Origin of the sequence: Segniliparus sp. (genome assembly GCF_051660745.1) — a bacterium.
Taxonomy (GTDB): Bacteria; Actinomycetota; Actinomycetes; order Mycobacteriales; family Mycobacteriaceae; genus Segniliparus.
In genome coordinates this window covers 447,078-463,168 of the sequence record NZ_JBOFQF010000028.1, presented here as the reverse complement: position 1 = coordinate 463,168, position 16,091 = coordinate 447,078, and the positions used below count along the sequence as shown (strand labels likewise).

At 66.3% G+C, this 16,091-nt stretch carries 15 protein-coding genes; 9 read left to right on the top strand and 6 right to left on the bottom strand.

Going from position 1 to position 16,091, the window contains the following annotated elements; genetic code table 11:
- Window positions 1-29: 29 nt before the first annotated feature.
- The 4 genes from ACRC20_RS09725 to ACRC20_RS09710 form a co-directional block, all read right to left on the bottom strand.
- Window positions 30-1,580, bottom strand: a complete 1,551-nt coding sequence (locus tag ACRC20_RS09725; RefSeq protein ID WP_438686153.1) for an amino acid permease — start codon at window positions 1,578-1,580, stop codon at window positions 30-32.
- A 142-nt stretch (window positions 1,581-1,722) separates the two neighbouring features.
- Complete coding sequence (locus ACRC20_RS09720) at window positions 1,723-3,129, bottom strand: purine-cytosine permease family protein (RefSeq protein WP_438686152.1); 1,407 nt, start codon at window positions 3,127-3,129, stop codon at window positions 1,723-1,725.
- Window positions 3,126-4,175, bottom strand: a complete 1,050-nt coding sequence (locus ACRC20_RS09715) for an isopenicillin N synthase family dioxygenase (RefSeq protein WP_438686151.1) — start codon at window positions 4,173-4,175, stop codon at window positions 3,126-3,128. The genes ACRC20_RS09720 and ACRC20_RS09715 overlap by 4 nt, the downstream gene beginning before the upstream one ends.
- Window positions 4,172-4,822 (bottom strand): hypothetical protein, encoded by a 651-nt coding sequence (locus tag ACRC20_RS09710; protein ID WP_438686150.1) that lies wholly within the window; start codon window positions 4,820-4,822, stop codon window positions 4,172-4,174. Before ACRC20_RS09710 ends, ACRC20_RS09715 begins: the two co-directional genes overlap by 4 nt.
- A 267-nt stretch (window positions 4,823-5,089) precedes the next feature.
- On the opposite strand from ACRC20_RS09710, the gene ACRC20_RS09705 reads away from it, so the two are divergent.
- Entirely contained in the window at window positions 5,090-6,235 is a 1,146-nt protein-coding gene (locus ACRC20_RS09705) for an ABC transporter substrate-binding protein (RefSeq protein WP_438686149.1), read from the top strand.
- Here ACRC20_RS09705 and ACRC20_RS09700 read toward each other — a convergent pair.
- The gene (locus ACRC20_RS09700; protein ID WP_438686148.1) at window positions 6,232-6,636 is read right to left on the bottom strand and encodes a hypothetical protein; all 405 of its coding nucleotides are present in this window, start codon (window positions 6,634-6,636) and stop codon (window positions 6,232-6,234) included. The genes ACRC20_RS09705 and ACRC20_RS09700 overlap by 4 nt on opposite strands.
- A gap of 378 nt (window positions 6,637-7,014) precedes the next feature.
- Here ACRC20_RS09700 and ACRC20_RS09695 point away from each other — a divergent pair, with 378 nt between their 5' ends.
- From ACRC20_RS09695 to ACRC20_RS09660, 8 genes are all read left to right on the top strand, one after another.
- Window positions 7,015-7,842: a type 1 glutamine amidotransferase domain-containing protein gene (locus ACRC20_RS09695; protein ID WP_438686147.1), complete on the top strand. Its 828-nt coding sequence runs from the start codon at window positions 7,015-7,017 to the stop codon at window positions 7,840-7,842.
- Window positions 7,832-9,433, top strand: coding sequence for a thiamine pyrophosphate-binding protein (locus ACRC20_RS09690; RefSeq protein WP_438686146.1), 1,602 nt, complete (start codon window positions 7,832-7,834; stop codon window positions 9,431-9,433). The genes ACRC20_RS09695 and ACRC20_RS09690 overlap by 11 nt, the downstream gene beginning before the upstream one ends.
- Before the next feature lie 22 nt (window positions 9,434-9,455).
- Window positions 9,456-10,037, top strand: coding sequence for a DJ-1/PfpI family protein (locus ACRC20_RS09685; protein WP_438686145.1), 582 nt, complete (start codon window positions 9,456-9,458; stop codon window positions 10,035-10,037).
- On the top strand, window positions 10,034-11,848 hold the full coding sequence (locus ACRC20_RS09680; RefSeq protein WP_438686144.1) for an AGE family epimerase/isomerase: 1,815 nt from the start codon (window positions 10,034-10,036) through the stop codon (window positions 11,846-11,848). Before ACRC20_RS09685 ends, ACRC20_RS09680 begins: the two co-directional genes overlap by 4 nt.
- A gap of 111 nt (window positions 11,849-11,959) precedes the next feature.
- The gene (locus ACRC20_RS09675) at window positions 11,960-12,391 is read left to right on the top strand and encodes a nuclear transport factor 2 family protein (RefSeq protein WP_438686143.1); all 432 of its coding nucleotides are present in this window, start codon (window positions 11,960-11,962) and stop codon (window positions 12,389-12,391) included.
- Window positions 12,392-12,600: 209 nt separating this feature from the next.
- Window positions 12,601-12,900: a putative quinol monooxygenase gene (locus ACRC20_RS09670; RefSeq protein WP_438686142.1), complete on the top strand. Its 300-nt coding sequence runs from the start codon at window positions 12,601-12,603 to the stop codon at window positions 12,898-12,900.
- Window positions 12,897-13,349 (top strand): VOC family protein, encoded by a 453-nt coding sequence (locus ACRC20_RS09665; RefSeq protein ID WP_438686141.1) that lies wholly within the window; start codon window positions 12,897-12,899, stop codon window positions 13,347-13,349. Before ACRC20_RS09670 ends, ACRC20_RS09665 begins: the two co-directional genes overlap by 4 nt.
- A gap of 501 nt (window positions 13,350-13,850) precedes the next feature.
- On the top strand, window positions 13,851-14,771 hold the full coding sequence (locus tag ACRC20_RS09660) for an LLM class F420-dependent oxidoreductase (RefSeq protein ID WP_438686140.1): 921 nt from the start codon (window positions 13,851-13,853) through the stop codon (window positions 14,769-14,771).
- On the opposite strand, the gene ACRC20_RS09655 is transcribed toward ACRC20_RS09660, so the two are convergent.
- Window positions 14,702-15,664: a LysR family transcriptional regulator gene (locus ACRC20_RS09655; RefSeq protein ID WP_438686139.1), complete on the bottom strand. Its 963-nt coding sequence runs from the start codon at window positions 15,662-15,664 to the stop codon at window positions 14,702-14,704. The two genes, ACRC20_RS09660 and ACRC20_RS09655, sit on opposite strands and share 70 nt — an antisense overlap.
- Window positions 15,665-16,091 lie beyond the last annotated feature (427 nt).

The window sequence follows — 16,091 nt, the reverse complement described above, 5'->3', positions numbered from 1 at the left end:
TGTCTCTTTGTCGCTTCTCGTTCGGCGCGCTACTTCGCCGCAGCGGCAAACGGCTGCGGCGCGGCGGCCTCGGCTGCGGACTCCCCGCGCCTCGGATAGAGCACCGCCCCCGCCGCCAGCACCAACGCGATCGCCGCCGGAGCGATCCAGCGCAACAGCGGCTGCTCCCCTGTCGGGTCGAAGACCTCGGTCCTCGGCCACGCCAGGTTCACCACCATGAGCGCCCCGTAGAGCACGGCCAGCGCGTTGACCGGCAAGCCCCATCGGCCCAAGGAGAAGAGCGGCGCGCCGTCTGTGTCGAACTGCCCTCGGTTCGAGTCCCAGCTCTTGCCGCGCCAGCCCAGCCGGTTCAGCAGCAACGGCGCGGTGACGAAGAGGTAGGCGAGGTAGATCAAGGCGATGCAGACACTGCACAGGCTGGTGAACAGGGCCGCGTTGCCAAAATTCACGGCGAGCACCAGCACGCAGCAGAACCCGACGACGACAGCGGGGGCGATCGGCGTCCCGGTCCGCGCGTTCACGCTGGCGAGGACACGCGCGAACGGCAGCTTCCCGTCCCGTGCCATGGAGAAGACCAGCCGGGCTGCGGAAGTCTGGATCGCGAGCGTGCAGACAAAGATCGCGATAGCCACATCGACGAGCAGGAGCTTGCCGAACGGCGAGCCGAGCTTGCTGTCCAGCACATACGGCAGCCCTGCCGAGGCCAGTTTGCCGTCGACAAGGCTGGGCGCGGCCATCAGCGCGGCGAGGATCATGAGGCCGCCGCCGATGGCGGACACGACGATGGCGGAGCGGATCGTGCGCGGGGCGACCTTGCGCGGATTGCGCGTCTCTTCCGCGAGCTCGCTCGCCGAGCCGAACCCCACCATGACGTACGCGGCCATCAGGCCGGAGACGACGAACGCCCCGGCATACCCCGCGTGCGGGACCGCCCCGGTGCTCAGCACCGCTTGCGGCCCCCGCTCGGCGTGCCAGAACAACATCCCGACCACCGCGACGACGCCCACGATCTCGCAGCTGACCCCGATCGAGTTCACCGCCGACATCCACGAGACTCCGACCGCGTTGATCGCCGTGGTCGCCGCGACGAGGACCGCGCCGAGCAGCACGGCGTTAGAGGCTCCGCTCATGCTCGTGAGCGAGGGGTCTGAGCCGACGATCTGGAACCCCCGCCACACCGAGGGCAGCACCACCTGCAAGGCGATCGCGGCGGCCGAGGCGGTCACGATCTGCGCGACGATCATGAACCAGCCCGCGAACCAGCCGACTGCGGCGCCGCCGAGCCTGCGAGACCAATGGAAGACCGCCCCGGAGATCGGGTAGCGGGCAGCGAGCTCGGCGAAGTTGAGCGCCACCATGTACTGGCCGAGGAAGACGACTGGCCAGGCCCAGAAGAACGCCGGGCCCGCGAAGCCGAAGCCGAAGCCGAACAGCTGGAAGATCGTCGTCAAGATGGAGACGAAGGAGAAACCCGCCGCGAACGAGGCGAACTTGCCGAGGCTGCGGTGCAGCTGCGGCTGGTAGCCGAGCGCGACGAGGTCGTCCGCGTCCGCCGCCGAGCGTTCGATCACCGAGGCCATGGCCGCTCCAATCTTTTTCGATCAACTGATAGAAAAAGGTTGGGCGAGGCGCTTTGCCGCTCGATTGCCCCCATGTGCCGATCGTGTTTCGCGCCGAAAACTCCTGATGACGAATATTTCTATCAAGTGACAGAAATATGGGCTACGCCGGGTCGGCGACGAGCGCGGCTCCCGAGCGTGCCCCGAGCCAGCGCACGGCGCAGAACACCACGAGGCCGACGGACGAGCCCGCGACGACCGATACGTCCATCCCGCCGAGCGCCCTCGCCACCGGCCCCTCGTAGAGCGCGGTGTTCACGCACGCCAGCCCGGCCGTCGTGCCGCAGACCAGGGCGAGCACCCCGGCAAGCCGGAAGCCGCCCTGGTGCCAGTGCGGGCTCCGCTCCGACTCGTCGAGCAGTTCGGGGCCGTTGTAGCGGTTGCGCCGCAGCGCGATGTCCATCGCGTAGATGGCGATCGTCGGGCCGCAGACAATCGTGACGACCTGCAACGCGTTGCCCAGCGCCGCGACGAAGGAGGACGCGACGAACAACGCGTAGACGGCGACGGCCCCCGCGACGAGGCCGTCGAGCAGAACCGACCACGCGCGGCTCAGCCGCACCCCCATCGCCTGCAGCGCCAGCCCCGAGCTGTACGCGGTCAAGACGTTGTTGGTGACCGTCCCGACGACGATGAGCACGAGGAAGACCGGGTAGAACCAACCGGGGACGATCTGGGCGAGCGAGACCTGCGGGTCGGACATGTCGATCCTCGTGCCCGCGAGCGCGCCGATCGCGCAGAGCAGGAAGCTCGGCAGGAAGCCGCCAGCCGCCGTCCACAACAGCACCGCGCGCGGCGACGAGCGCTCGGGGAGGTAACGGGCGTAGTCGGCGCTGCTGCCCCACGAGAAGGGGGTCGAGACGGCCAGGGCGAAGCCTGCCAAGAGGGCCGTCCACAGCTTCGCCCCAGACAGCGGGACCGGCGGCGCGTAATCGAGCCGGGCGTGCCCGACAACGAAATACCCAAGCAGGGCGACCCCGATGGCCAGCACGACCGTGAACACGACGCTCAAACGGACGATCGTGGCGTGCCCGTAGACGCTCAGCGCGAACGTCGCCGCCGCGAGGCAGCAGAGGACGGCGGCCTCGACCGGCACGCCGACCGACACCCCGAACCGACGCGCGAGGGCGAACCCAGCCGACGCGCCGAGCACGAGGTTGATCGATTCGAACAGGACGCAGGTCAGCCATCCCATGCCCGCGCCGAAGACCCGGTTGCCCCGGACCCCGAAGAGCGCGCGCGTCACCACGCAGCTCGGAGTCCCCGAGGCGTAGCCGCTGATCGAGAGCCAGCCCACCAAGACCCAGAACGCGTTGCCGACGAACACCACGGCCAGCGCCTGCCACAGCGTGAGCCCGAGCAGCAGCACCGCGCCGCCGAGCACGATATACAGGTGCGAGACGTTCGAGGCGAGCCACACCCAGAACAGCTCCCGAGGTTTGCCGTGCCGCTCGCAGGCGGGGACGTGGTCGACGCCCCTCGCCTCGACGCGCCCGAACGAGTCGCTCATGCCCGTGCCTCCTCGCGATGGACGGCGCCCTGGCCGAAGCTCTCCGGCGGCAGCGCCCCCTCGGGGAGCGCGATCTCCCCTTTCGCGAGCCGCTCCCGCAGGTAGCGGAAGTAATGGACGGTGATCGCGAAGAGGTGCTCCCCGGCGACCACGCCCCGCCGCTTGCCGCCGCCCGGCCGCACGAAACGAGGCAACGGCTCCACAGCGGTGTGGTAGTCCACGCAGAAGAAGAGCGGGAAGGCGTACCGCTCCTCCTCGACCTTGCGGACGCGGTGCGTGGTCGCCACGAACTCGCCGTTGGTCCAAGTCTCCAATAAGTCCCCGATGTTGACCACCAGCGCGCCCTCGATGAACGGGACGTCGATCCACTCCCCCGCGCCGTTGAGGACCTCCAGCCCAGGGGCGGTCGGGCGCAGCAGGGTGAAACACTCCATGTCGGTGTGCGCCCCGATGCCCTCCACATCGCTGGCCCGAGGGTCGTGGGGGTAGTGGATGAGGCGCAGCTGGCTCGGAGCCTTGGTCGCCGCCGCCGTGAACAGCTCCGGGTCCTCGCCCAACGCCGTCGCGAACGCCCGGAAAAGCAGCCGCCCGAGCTCGATCATGCCGGAGTAGTACCGGGTCACCACGGTGGAGAAGCCCGGCAAGGCGGGCCAAACGTTCGGCCCGAGCATGGGATTGCCCGCCAGGTAGTCGGGATCGTCCTCGGGCAGGTCCAGCGCGGTGTCGAACGCCTCCTTGAGGTTGGGAGTCGGGTTGTCGTCCAAGTCCTCCTCCCCGATCGGCACATAGCCCCGGTGACAGCGGGAGAGCCCGATGTACGAGCGCATCTTCTCCTCAAGCGGCAGCGCGAAGAACTCCTTGGTCGCGGCGAGCAACGCCTGGAAATCCTCATCACGGGCCCCTGTGCCGGTGATCTGGAAGAAGCCGACGTCCCTTGCCGCGCGGCCGATCTCCTCGGCGATGGAACGCTCCAAAGCCGGGTCGCAGGCGCGCAGCCCGGCGATATCGATCACGGGGACCGAGGTGAACGGGGTCAACAAGCTCATAACGCGCGATCTCCTTCTTCGTGGACAACCTTCCAGCGACGGGCCGTTGTGGCCCCGTCCGCCCTGCGGAACTCGCTGCGCATGTGTTCGGGCCCAGCCGTCAAGGCCAGCCGCGCGCCGACGTCCGCCGGGTCGGCGGCTTCCAGCGCGGTCCAGCCCCCGTCAGCGCGGACGCCGACAACGATCTGGGCCAGCCCCGTCCCGATCGGCGCGGAGCTCGCAAAAGCGAACCGGGAGCCGACCCGCACCACCACAGCCCGCTCCCCCGCCCCGCCCACGAGCTCTGCGGCCCAGACGTCTTCGGAACCGCCCTCACGCGCCCAGTGCTCTCGGTATGGCGCGTGGACCCCGGTTTCCACGAGCGTCTCGCCTTCGAACCGGAGCAGTCCCGCGTCGGGGGCTCCCGCGCTCGGACGCAGGTCGACGACGCGCCGCCACTCGAAGACGTCGCCCTCCTGCACGAGCTGCCCGGCGAAGCCCTCCGGCGTGGCCGAGCCAGAGGGCAGGCGCAGATCCACGAACAGCGTCCGCGCTTGGAGCCACCACACCTGGGTCGACTCGTCCCGGAACTCCCCCAAGGCGAACAGCGTCCTGCGCCAGACCCCGGCCAGGTCGCCGAGCCTCGCCGCTGTCGTGTTCGTCGTCATGTTCGCCTTCCCGAAGCCGCGCAATTTCTATCAATCGACAGTTTTCCGGGCGAAATATTTCTCCGAATTGCCCCGCCGTGAAGATCCGGTGACCGTTGATGACCTCCGGATTGCCCATGTTTCTATCGTGTGATCGAAACATGGCCCCGCGCGAGGCCAGAGATAAAAATACGGGTGATATCTACTTGATCATTCAAGTGAATATCGCCTAGGATGTCCCTCGGACAACCGTCTCGCACATCACCGCCGAACAGGAAGAAGCGCGCTATGGGAACCAGGTCGATCACGCGGCGCTCGCTCGGCGCGGCAGCCGTGGCGGCGCTCGCGCTCGGCGGCTGCCAGAGCCCGTCCGGGCAGTCGCCGACCTCCCCCGCGCAAACCTCCCCGGCCGCGAGCGCCGCCGAGCAGCAGGAGATCGACCAGCTGTACCAGCAGGCGAAGGCCGAGGGCGGCAAGCTCGTCATCTACGCCGGCGGCGACAAGCCGAACCAGCAGGACTACCTCAAGGACGCGTTCGTCCAGCGATTCCCCGGCATCGAGGTCCACGACGTCGTGGACTTCAGCAAGCTGCACGACGGACGGATCGACAACCAGCTCGCGACGACCGGCAAGACCGTCGCCGACGTGGTGCAGCTCCAGACCGTGAACGACTTCCCCCGGTGGAAGCAAGAAGGCAAGCTCGCCCAGTTCAAACCTGCCTCGTGGGAGCACATCGACCCACGGATCAAAGACCCCGACGGCTACTACACCGGCGCGTTCTTCTACTTCTTCGCCGAGATCGTCAACGACAAAGTCCTCGCCGGGCGCAAAGCCCCCGAAGAGGCGCAGGACTTCCTCGCCCCCGAGCTGGCGAACTCGCTGACCATCACCTACCCCAACGACGACGACGCGGTGCTGTTCTACTTCAAGCAGCTCGTGGACAAGTACGGCTGGGACTACCTCGCAAAGCTCGTCGCCCAGCACCCCACCTTTGTCCGGGGCACCCAAGACTCCTCTGACGCGGTGACCAACGGGCACGCCGCGGCCTCGCTCGGCACCTCCGGCCCCGCCTCCCCCGGCGACTCCCGTGCGGTCATCCCGCAGACCAGCCCCTGGGTCGCCTGGGCGCAGACTGCCGCCGTCCTCAAATCCGCCCCGCACCCCGCCGCCGCCCGCCTCTACCTGAGCTGGCTGACCTCCAAAGAGGTCCAGGAGAAAACCATCGGCACCTGGTCCAGCCGCAACGATGTCGCCCCGCCTGCGGGCCGCAAGCCGATCTGGGACTACACCAACACCGATCCGCTGGCCTTCGTGAAATTCATGTCCGACCGGGCCGCCGTCGAGCAGTTCCGCACCCAGGCCACCCTCTACGTCGGCGAAGTCGTCGGCGCCAACCCCAACGGCGACCTCGGCCTCGCCCCAGGGGCGTTCTAGCCGAGGAGACGGATCTCTTCCGCGAAGAGCGAAGCGACCGGCCGGAGCAAGCCTGCGAGGGCGACATGCTTCTCCAACGAGTCCCCCCTGCCCGCGAAAACGGCGACACTGGCGACGTCCGGGGCGGGAAAACATCCCAGATACTGCTCCACTTGGCTGTAGCTCCGCAGGTCGTCGGACGGCCAAGCCTGGTCTATCAGCCTTCGGAATCCCGCCGCGAACTCTCCGAGCACAGCGACCTCGACGGTCTTGCGCACCCGGTTCGGAACAAGCTCGAATCCCGGTTTGTCGATATGCAGCCACGCCTCGCACACTTGGATGCCGATGCGGATCTCATAGTCAGGGCCCCCCGTGCCCGAGCTACGGCTGTACGTGTAATGAGGCCCGTCGAAAGGCATCATGCTGCTATGCTCCCTATCGCTGGGGTGGAAATTCTGGGGGACGGAAATTCTGACGGCCCTTCCTCGCTCCCGTGGAAACCGCCTTTGCGGCCCAGAATAGCATTCAACTTTTGCGTTTCGCCCAGAATCAAACCGCTCCGCGTTCCGAGAACCCGGTCCGCCGCCCTCTGCCATACCGACGACCTCGTCGTTTTATTACTATGCAGAAATCGTATAGCACGAGGCATTGGACACTATCGTCTCGCTCGTGTTAACTCTCATTTCATTGGTAGCACGGATTCTCATATGAACAAACAGCCATATCGGTTCATCCGAGCAGAGGAATTCTCTGGAATTCCAGGACCGACTCCAACACGCACACAGAGAAAGGGCTCGACAGTGTCGAAGAGAATACTCGTCTTCCTCTCCGAGCACGGATATTGGGGAGAAGAACTCGTCGGCCCGCTCGAGGCGTTCGACGGGGCCGGGTACCAGATCGATTTCGCCACGCCGACCGGGCAGCGCCCCGCGCCGCTCCCGCCGAGCGTCGACCCCTCGTTCGTCGACCCGCCGCTCGGCCGTTCCGTCACAACTCCAGAGATGGCGGCCAAAGTCAAAACCCTCGACCAGTCCACCCGTTTGGACAATCCTACGAGTCTGCGCGACCTCGTCCCAGACCGCCCGTTCTTGAGCTCGCCCAACTACTTGCGAGAGCTCGAAGCGCACAACCGAGAGCTTGAGGCCGCAGTGCGGCCAATCGTCGGGCGCTACGACGCGATCCTCCTCGTCGGGGGCAGCGGGCCGATCGTGGACATGGCGAACAACGCGCGGCTGCATTCCGTCATCCTGGCTTTCGCGGCGGCGGGCAAGCCGATCGCCGCCGAGTGCTACGGGGTCGCCTGCCTGGCGTTCGCCCGGGACTGGGACTCCCGCCTGAGCATCATCCTCGGCAAGCACGTCACCGGGCACCCCAAGGAGTACGACTACAAAGACGGCACAGGCTTCCTCGGCACGGATTTCAACATGGGGCCGCCGCCGTACCCGCTGGAGTACATCCTGCGCGACGCGGTCGGGCCGCTCGGGCAGTTCCACGGCAACGTCGGCAAAGAGCTGTCGGCCGTCGTGGACTACCCGTTCATCACCGGGCGCTCCACCCCCGACTCCCGGCTCACCGGCGACCTGGTCGTCGCGGTGCTGGACGAGGGGCTGCGCCGCTATGGCTGGTAGTCCGCCGCGCGCCGCCCGGAAGGCCGTGGTCGAGCAGCTCGTCGCCGAGGGGGTCGAGCACGTCTTCGGCAATCCGGGGACCATCGAGCAGGGGCTGATCGACGAGATCGAGCAGTCGTCCCTCGACTATGTTCTGGCGCTCCAAGAAGCCGCCGCCGTCGGCATGGCCGACGGGTACGCCCGCGCCTCCGGCAGGCTCGGAGTCGTGCAACTGCACAGCGGAGTCGGGCTCGGCAACGGCGTCGGCATGCTGTACCAGGCGATGCGGGGCGGCTCTCCTTTGCTCGTGCTGGTCGGCGAGGCAGGCCTTCAATACGACGCCTTCGACGCGCAGATGGCTGCCGACCTGGCCGGCATGGCGCGGCCCGTCTGCAAGAACGTCTTCCGGGTCCTCCACCCCGCCTCCACGCTCAGGATTCTGCGCCGTGCGGCGCAGACGGCGCTGACCCCGCCCCAGGGGCCTGTCCTCGTGGTCCTCCCGGCGGATGTGCTGGACCAAGAGACAGACGAGGAGGCGACGGCGACGGCTCTGCCGGTCACCAAGGTGGCCCCGAACGACGCGGTCTTCGCCGAGGCGGTCGGGCTCCTCCGGTCGCCCGGCAGGCGCGTGATCGTCATGGGCGACGGAGTCGCCCAGAGCGGAGGGCAGCACGAGCTTGCCCGCGTTGCGGCGGCCTTGGACGCCGACGTGTACGGGGCGAACGACTCCGAGGTGAACATCGACTTCATGGATCCGCACTACCGAGGACCGCTCGGGCACATGTTCGGCGAGGTGAGCGCGGGCCTTCTCAAGGACGCTGCCTCCGTCCTCGTCGTCGGCACCTATGTCTTCCCCGAGGTGTACCCCAGCCTCGTGTCGCCTTTCGCTCCCGACGCGAAGATCGTGCACATCGACTTGGACGTGCGGTCCATCGGCAAAAACCACCCGATCACCCTCGGTGTGCTCGGCGACCCCAAACTCTGTCTCGGCAAGATCGCGTCGATGCTGGAGAAATTCGGGCAGCCTGCCTCGAAGGGCGAGCGCCCCTCCGCCCTCCCCGACCTGGCCACCGACTCCCCCTTGGAGGCGCTCGTTCGTTCTATCGCGGAGCGGTCCCCCGACAGCGTCGTCTTCGACGAGGCGCTGACCTGCTCCCCGACCTTGCTCCGCTACATCCGGCCGCGCAGGCGGGGCGCTTACTTGGCGACACGGGGCGGCTCGCTCGGCGTGGGGATCCCCGGAGCCGTCGGCGCGAAGCTCGCCCGGCCGGAACGGCAGGTCGTGGCCTTCACCGGGGACGGCGGGGCCATGTACACGCCCCAGGCGCTGTGGACCGCCCGCCGCCACGGAATCGCCGCCAAGTTCGTCGTCTGCAACAACCACCGCTACCAGCTGCTCGACAACAACATCGAAGAGTACTGGCGGACGCAGGACATCCCCGAGCACGAGCACCCGAAGTCTTTCGACCTCTCCCCCTCCGTCGACTTCGTGGGGCTCGCCCGGTCCATGGGCGTGCCCGCGGAGCTCGTGGACAACCAGGAGTCCGCCGACCAGGCCGCTCGGCGGATGCTCGAACACGAGGGCCCCTACCTCGTCGAAGCGCTCGTATGACCAGAGAGGCAGACAAACAACGATGACAGCATTGACCGGGGCCCATATCGGGGTCCTCGTCGAGAGCGACCACATCCTTCGGGAGATCCACTTCTATCGGGGCCGGTTCGAAGAAGAGGGCGCGACTGTTCACCTCCTCACCAGATTCTGGGGAGGGCCGCCGCCCGTCTACACCGACCACGATTTCCACGCGCCGCTCAGCCTGCCGGTCGAGGACCTTGCCGGCTACCTCGACCGAGGGGTCGGCAGGCTGAGCGCGCTCCTCGTGCCGGGCGGGTTCGTGGCGGACCGGCTGCGGTACGCGGAGAAGCCCGGCGACATCCCTCCCGCGCTCGAGCTGCTCCGCCAGGCCTTCGCCCGAGAGGACATCGTGAAAGGCGCCATCTGCCACGGGCTCTGGCTCGTCTCGCTCCTCCCCGAGCTCATTGCGGGACGTCAGGTGACCTGCCACAACAACCTCGTGGGGGACGTGCGGAACATGGGAGCCCGGTACACGGACGCGGACGTCGTCGAGGACGGAGACCTGATCACGGCCCGCACCGCAGACCAGCACCCCCTCTTCGCCGCCGCGATCATCAAGAAACTGAAGGAGCAGAAACCATGAGCTGGTCGTTCTCCGACTCGGTCATCGGCTACTTGGTTGGACAGTCCGAACACCACCTCGACCTGCGCGGCCTGGACGGCAAACCACTGCGCGTCGAGGTGAACAACACGACGAGCGTCGGCCGCCTGCGCAATCTCGGCGGCGACCCCGTCGACGCGCGGGGCGACCTGCTCTCTGGCGAGATCGAGACTGGCAGCCTCATCCTCGCCTACGGCCCGATGATCCCGAACGACGGCGGCTACACGCACCATGCCAACGTCGTCACCATCGTGGGCACGAGCGTCGGCAACCCGATGTCGACCCCCGGATGGTGGCTCTGGCAGATCGACCAGCTGGCCAGCTTCTACCGCACTGCCCAGTTCGGCCACGGCCCGGTCGACTTCACGCAGTACCGAACGTACTTGGAGCGGGACGGGCGGAAACGGGCGGACCACGTCGTCCAGGAGACGGACACGATTTCGCGAATGGTCTACGGCATGGCTTCCGCGTACCTGATCACCGGCGACAACACCCATTTGGAAGTCGCCACCGCCGGGAGCCGGTACCTCAACGAGAACTTCCGGGGCGACAGCCCCGCCGAGGACGTCGTCTCATGGATCTTCGGGCTCAGCATGGAACCCGGCGGCCCACGGCGGCTCACCACCTCCGAGTTCAGCGACGACTACGGCCAGGTCCCCGCGTACGAGCAGATCTACGCGCTCTCCGGCCTCACGCAGACGTTCCGGGCCACCGGCGACCCCGCGCTGCTCGAGGCGATCCAAGGCACCGTCGAGCTCTTCGACCGCTATTACAAAGACACGGTGCACGGCGGGTATTTCTCCCACCTCGACCCGAAGTCGTGGAGCCCGAACGCCCTCTCGCTTGGCCAGAACCAGGCGAAGAAGAACTGGAACTCCAACGGCGACCACGCCCCCGCGTACCTCTTCAACCTGTATTTGGCGACCGGCGAGCAACGCTACCTCGACATGCTCAAATACTGCTTCGACATCGTCGTCACGCACTTCCCGAGGCCGAACGTCCGGGTGAAGGAGTCTCCTTTCGTCCAAGAACGCTTCCTCTCGGACTGGCGCCCCGACGAACGTTGGGGCTGGCAGAAAAACCGCGCAGTGGTCGGGCACAACCTAAAGATCGCCTGGAACCTGGCCCGCATGGCCGGGCTGTGGGACGACAAGCGCCTCCTCTCCAACGCGATCCGGATCGCCCAGACCATGCCCTGGTACGGTCTCGACCGCCGCCGAGGCGGCTGGTACGACGTGCTCGAACGCGCCCCGTACGCCGACGACCGCTTCGTCTGGCACGATCGCAAAGCGTGGTGGCAGCAGGAGCAGGCGATCCTCGCGTACGGCATCCTCGCCGCGACTGTGGACAAGGCCTACCGGAACGAGGCCTTCGAGGCCGCGGCCTTCTACAACGCCAACTTCCTCGACCACGACAACGGCGGCGTGTTCTTCACCGTCCTGGCGAACGGCCTCCCCTACCTCGTCGGCGACGAGCGCGGCAAGGGCTCGCACGCGATGAGCATGTACCACTCCGCCGAGCTGTGCTACCTCGCGACCATCTACACCAGCCTCTTGTACCAGGAGCCGTTGTCCCTCTGGTTCAAGCCCGTCGCGAACCATGCCTTCGCCGACGACATCCTGCGGGTCGCGCCCGACGCCTTGCCGCCCGGATCGTTCCGCATCTCCGCCGTCCGCGTCGACGGAGACCTCTACCACGACTTCGACCCCGAAGCCCTTGCCGTCCATCTGCCGAAATCGGACTCCGAGCTGACCGTGCAAGTCAGCCTGACCGCCCTGCCCACGGTGATCTGAAATGGCGGCAACCACTGTTCAAAGCACGTTCGGCGCGAAGGAAGCCCCGAAGCGGCCCTTCCCCGCGCTGGCGCCTGCCAAAGCCAAGCCCGCCCGCACGAAAGGGGAATCATGAGTTCGCCGGAGCAGATACGATCATTCGCTTCGCAGTGGTACCGAGCATTAGACGACCACGCCCCAGCCGCAGACTTGGCCCCGCTGCTCGCGGGCGACGACTTCGAGCTTCGGGTCCCCGAAGGCGGCTTTCACGGGCTCTCGGGGTTCGCCCAGTGGTACGAGCGGGCATTGGGCTTGTTCTTCGACGAGACGCATACCGTCAAATCAATCGACGTGGACACGGAGCCAGGCGTGAGCACCCAGGTCAACCTGGTTGTGCGATGGGAGGCGAGCACCTGGAGCCCTCCCGACGCGAAGAGCCGACGGATCACGGCGGACGCGTACCAGACATGGACCGTCCAGCCTTCCGCGTCGACAGGCAAGCTCGAAATCCTCTCCTACGTTGTCGACCGGATCGAGTACGCCGACGGCTCGGCGACACTATGACCGCGCAACAGCCCGGAACAGACTGCCAGGACGCCACGTCAAAAGATCCTCGAGAAAGCCCCGACCGCAGCGCAGTCAGCTGAACGGGCGTCGAAGTCCGATGGATCGCGAACGGCGAGAGAAGCGATCGATGGGTCTTGGCAGACACTGCGAGGCCACGGAACAACTCGGAGTCGAGTTGCCCGAAGCCCACGAGCGGGACGGAGAGAATGATGCTTGCATTTTTAATGGATATACAAGTTCAACCGGGGAAGGAGGCCAATGCCGTGTCAGTGCTGCTCGGAATCCAGAAGATCGCCAGGTCCAGCATCGGCTGTCCTGATTTCATCTGGCTCCAGCACACGAACGACCACACGCGTCTCACCCTTTTCGAGCGATGGGACAGCAAGGCCCGCCTCGACGCGCACATCAAGCAGACCATCCCGGCCCGGGACCAGTTCCTCCCCACACTCTGCGCCGGCCCTGCGAGCGAGCCCGTCGTGCCTGTTGGCGATCGGACACCGCGATGAACGAGCAACGCGCATCCCCCACGGCTTTCATCGCATGGTCGCATGTGGCACTCAATTGCCGCGATATATCGACCACTGAGGAATTTTACACGAAATGGTTCGGGTTCACTCGGTCCAGAGTCTTCGAAAACTCTGGTAGCACGACCATCTTCCTGAAACTTGGCGACGCGTGCCTAGAGCTTTTCGGCGGTGACTCGGTGAGCGCGGCAACGCCCCAGGCTCCGCATGCGGATGGCCCGCAAACAGCTGGGTCGGTCAGACATCTCGCCTTCCGAGTGAACGACCTCGATGCTTTTCTGCACGAGATGGGGGACGCCGCGACGGTCACCCTCGGGCCGATAGATTTCAACGACTTCATCCCAGGTTGGCGCAGCGTCTGGCTCGCAGATCCCGACGGAATCGTCGTAGAGGTGAGCCAAGGGTACCGCGAACCGTTATCGCAGCAGTAGCAATTTCCATTGACCCGGCAAGGGAGAGCACATGTCACGTGTCATTGTCCGAGAGTGCGGCGACCCGCCGCTGATCGATATAGCAGAAGATTCCTGCCGCCCATGAAGTCGTGGTCGAAATCCACGCGGCTGGTGAACCCGGCAGATATCCTCATGAGTACCCGCACGCCCCCGCCGCGCCGGCGACCCCCGGTTTCGAGTTCTCTGGGCGAGTCACGGCCGCCGGAGCCAAGGCGACTCGTGTTCTCAGAGCTCGCGAGCGGGGCGCTACGTGAAAAACCGTTTTCCTGCCCAGCTGAACGAGCACACCACGCCCAGATCCAGTCGAGAAACCCGCTCCATCGGGCTCTCGTCCACAAAACAGACCGCTCTCTGGCGGTCGAAAGACGGCGAACGCCTTGTTTTGCTGCCAGCGCCCACGCCAGCAGCGAGATTCGAGGGGTCGGGGCGTTCGCCGTCCTTCGCGCAACGCCCTGAAACCTGCGACCTAGGATGCTAGCCATGGGCCGTATTCGAATAGGCGTGTTCCTCCCCGCCGTCTACCAGACCAAGTACCAGGTGATCCGGGACCGGGTCCTCAGGCTCGAAGCGCTCGGGGTGGACGCGATCTTCGGCCACGACCATTTCCGCCCGCCAGTCGTCGCGGGCGTGGACACGAATGGCCCGATCCTCGCGCCGGAGCAGCCGCAGAGCCCCAACTTCGAGTCGTGGACCACGCTCGCGGCATGGGCGGAGCGGACCGAGCGCACGCAGATCGGAGCCCTGGTGTCCAACGTCGACTACCGCAACCCCGACCTGCTCGCGGACATGGCCCGCACCGTGGACCACATCAGCGCGGGAGCTTCGGGGACTGGCAGGCTGATCCTGGGGCTCGGCGCGGGCTGGTACGAGAACGACTACTCGGAGTACGGGTACGACTTCGGCACTCCGGGCTCGCGCGCGGAGTTCTTCGTCGAGTCTCTGGCGCGGATCAAGCACCGCCTCGCGAACCTCAACCCGGAACCGACGCGGAAGATCCCCATTTTGATCGGTGGGGGCGGCGAGAAGGAGATGCTGCCCGCAGCCGCCCAGCACGCGGACATCTGGCATTGGCTCGGCGACCTCGAATCGCTCCGTCAAAAAAGCGCGCTGCTCGACATGCACGCGACACGGGCCGGGCGGGACCCCGCCGAAATCGAGCGCTGCGCCTACTGGCCTGGCGCGCGCCAGGCGCGGCTGTACGCCGAGGCAGGCTTCACCTTCTTCGTCGTCAACCTTTTCGGGGTCCCGGACCCGTGCGGGTTCGGACTAACCGCCGTGCGCAAGGCGCTCGCCTGGCGCGACGCCCAGAACGAAGGAGGCCGGGCCTACGCTCACGCGGGCCGCGAAATCGACTTCGCCGCGGTGAGGCGTTTGGGCGACCCCATGTTCTCTTCGAACTGAAATTTCGACGACCGGTTCGCCGCGACGCAGGCTTTCGCGAACGCGGCGACGTGCGGGTCGGCTGAAGCCTTCACATACCCGACGGCGAGGCTCGTGCATTCCTCTCCGTCGAGGGGGCGCCACCGTATGTCCTCGCGCACGCAGAGGTCCGCGATCGTCGACGGCATGAAGAAAACCCCGCGCCCGGCGCCCGTGTACTCCAGCATCTCGTCGATGCTGTCGGCCTCCGGCCCCCAGGCCGGAGCGGGCTTGTCGCCATGGGCATAAGCAGCCCACCAGTCGACCCACTTCCGCGACTTCCGGCTCAACCAGATCCGTGGTTCGTCCCGAAGGTCTTGGAGGACGACATACGGCTTGGCGCAGAGCGGGTGGTCGATCGGCAGCGCGACGGACCGGTGCGTCATGTCGACCACTGTCGTGGCCAGTCCTTCGACATCAGCGGGCAGCCAGAGGAAAGCCGCGTCCACCAGGCCCTCTCGCAGCGCGGCGGCCTCGCCGCCCCAGTCGACTGCTTTCGGTTGGATTTCCACGTCGGGGCACAGTTTCGCGAAACGAGCCCGAAGACGCGCGGTCAGCCGCCCCGTGCTGGGGCCGTTCACCCCGACGCGCAGCACCTGCTGGCCCGCGGCCTCTGCCATCTTCACCTTGTTGACGGCGTCCTCCATGCCCTCCAAGATCCCTTTGGCGGTGTCGAGGAATTCTTTCCCTGATTCGGTGGGCTCGATCCCCCGTCGGTTCCGCTCGAAAAGCACGACCCCGAGATCTTCCTCCAGCTGGCGGACCTGCCTGCTCAGCGAAGGCTGCGACACGTACAAAACCTCTGCCGCCGCAGTGAAACTCCCCTGCTCGGCGACCGTTACCGCATATTTGAGAACTCGAAGGCTGATGTCCACCGTATCTTCCTTGAAAGTGTCGATCCGTCAGTTGCTGCCCGGGCTCCCCGACACGGCAATGGTCGCGTTCAAGCTTATTGGGATGGCCCGCTCTCAGCATAGGCGATACGCGTGACGAACAAATCGCCCGAGTGGGCTATTTGCAGAACTCACTGGCCAGGGGCAACGAGGGCCTATAACGATGTCTTGTCCGTGGATCTCGTCCTCCTTGTCCATCGTTGCGCGGGGCTAAACATCTCGGGCCCGGAGAAGGCTTTGAATCGCATGTGAGGGCCACCTCCCGTGTGCAGATACGGAGTCAGGGCCTACCTGCCCCACCCATCAATCCGCCGTCGGTTCGCATCACGAAGGCTGCTCCCGGGGGTTTGTGTCTGCTTTTCGTATGGAATATGTGATCCATGACTCCGATGCTGGGCGGTCGGGGTGA

Excerpts from the sequence above, each read along its gene's own strand:
- ACRC20_RS09725 (WP_438686153.1), bottom strand. The coding sequence starts at position 1,580 with ATGGCCTCGGTGATCGAACGCTCGGCGGCGGACGCGGACGACCTCGTC.
- ACRC20_RS09720 (WP_438686152.1), bottom strand. The coding sequence starts at position 3,129 with ATGAGCGACTCGTTCGGGCGCGTCGAGGCGAGGGGCGTCGACCACGTC.
- ACRC20_RS09715 (WP_438686151.1), bottom strand. The coding sequence starts at position 4,175 with ATGAGCTTGTTGACCCCGTTCACCTCGGTCCCCGTGATCGATATCGCC.
- ACRC20_RS09710 (WP_438686150.1), bottom strand. The coding sequence starts at position 4,822 with ATGACGACGAACACGACAGCGGCGAGGCTCGGCGACCTGGCCGGGGTC.
- ACRC20_RS09705 (WP_438686149.1), top strand. The coding sequence starts at position 5,090 with ATGGGAACCAGGTCGATCACGCGGCGCTCGCTCGGCGCGGCAGCCGTG.
- ACRC20_RS09700 (WP_438686148.1), bottom strand. The coding sequence starts at position 6,636 with ATGATGCCTTTCGACGGGCCTCATTACACGTACAGCCGTAGCTCGGGC.
- ACRC20_RS09690 (WP_438686146.1), top strand. The coding sequence starts at position 7,832 with ATGGCTGGTAGTCCGCCGCGCGCCGCCCGGAAGGCCGTGGTCGAGCAG.
- ACRC20_RS09685 (WP_438686145.1), top strand. The coding sequence starts at position 9,456 with ATGACAGCATTGACCGGGGCCCATATCGGGGTCCTCGTCGAGAGCGAC.
- ACRC20_RS09680 (WP_438686144.1), top strand. The coding sequence starts at position 10,034 with ATGAGCTGGTCGTTCTCCGACTCGGTCATCGGCTACTTGGTTGGACAG.
- ACRC20_RS09675 (WP_438686143.1), top strand. The coding sequence starts at position 11,960 with ATGAGTTCGCCGGAGCAGATACGATCATTCGCTTCGCAGTGGTACCGA.
- ACRC20_RS09670 (WP_438686142.1), top strand. The coding sequence starts at position 12,601 with ATGATGCTTGCATTTTTAATGGATATACAAGTTCAACCGGGGAAGGAG.
- ACRC20_RS09665 (WP_438686141.1), top strand. The coding sequence starts at position 12,897 with ATGAACGAGCAACGCGCATCCCCCACGGCTTTCATCGCATGGTCGCAT.
- ACRC20_RS09660 (WP_438686140.1), top strand. The coding sequence starts at position 13,851 with ATGGGCCGTATTCGAATAGGCGTGTTCCTCCCCGCCGTCTACCAGACC.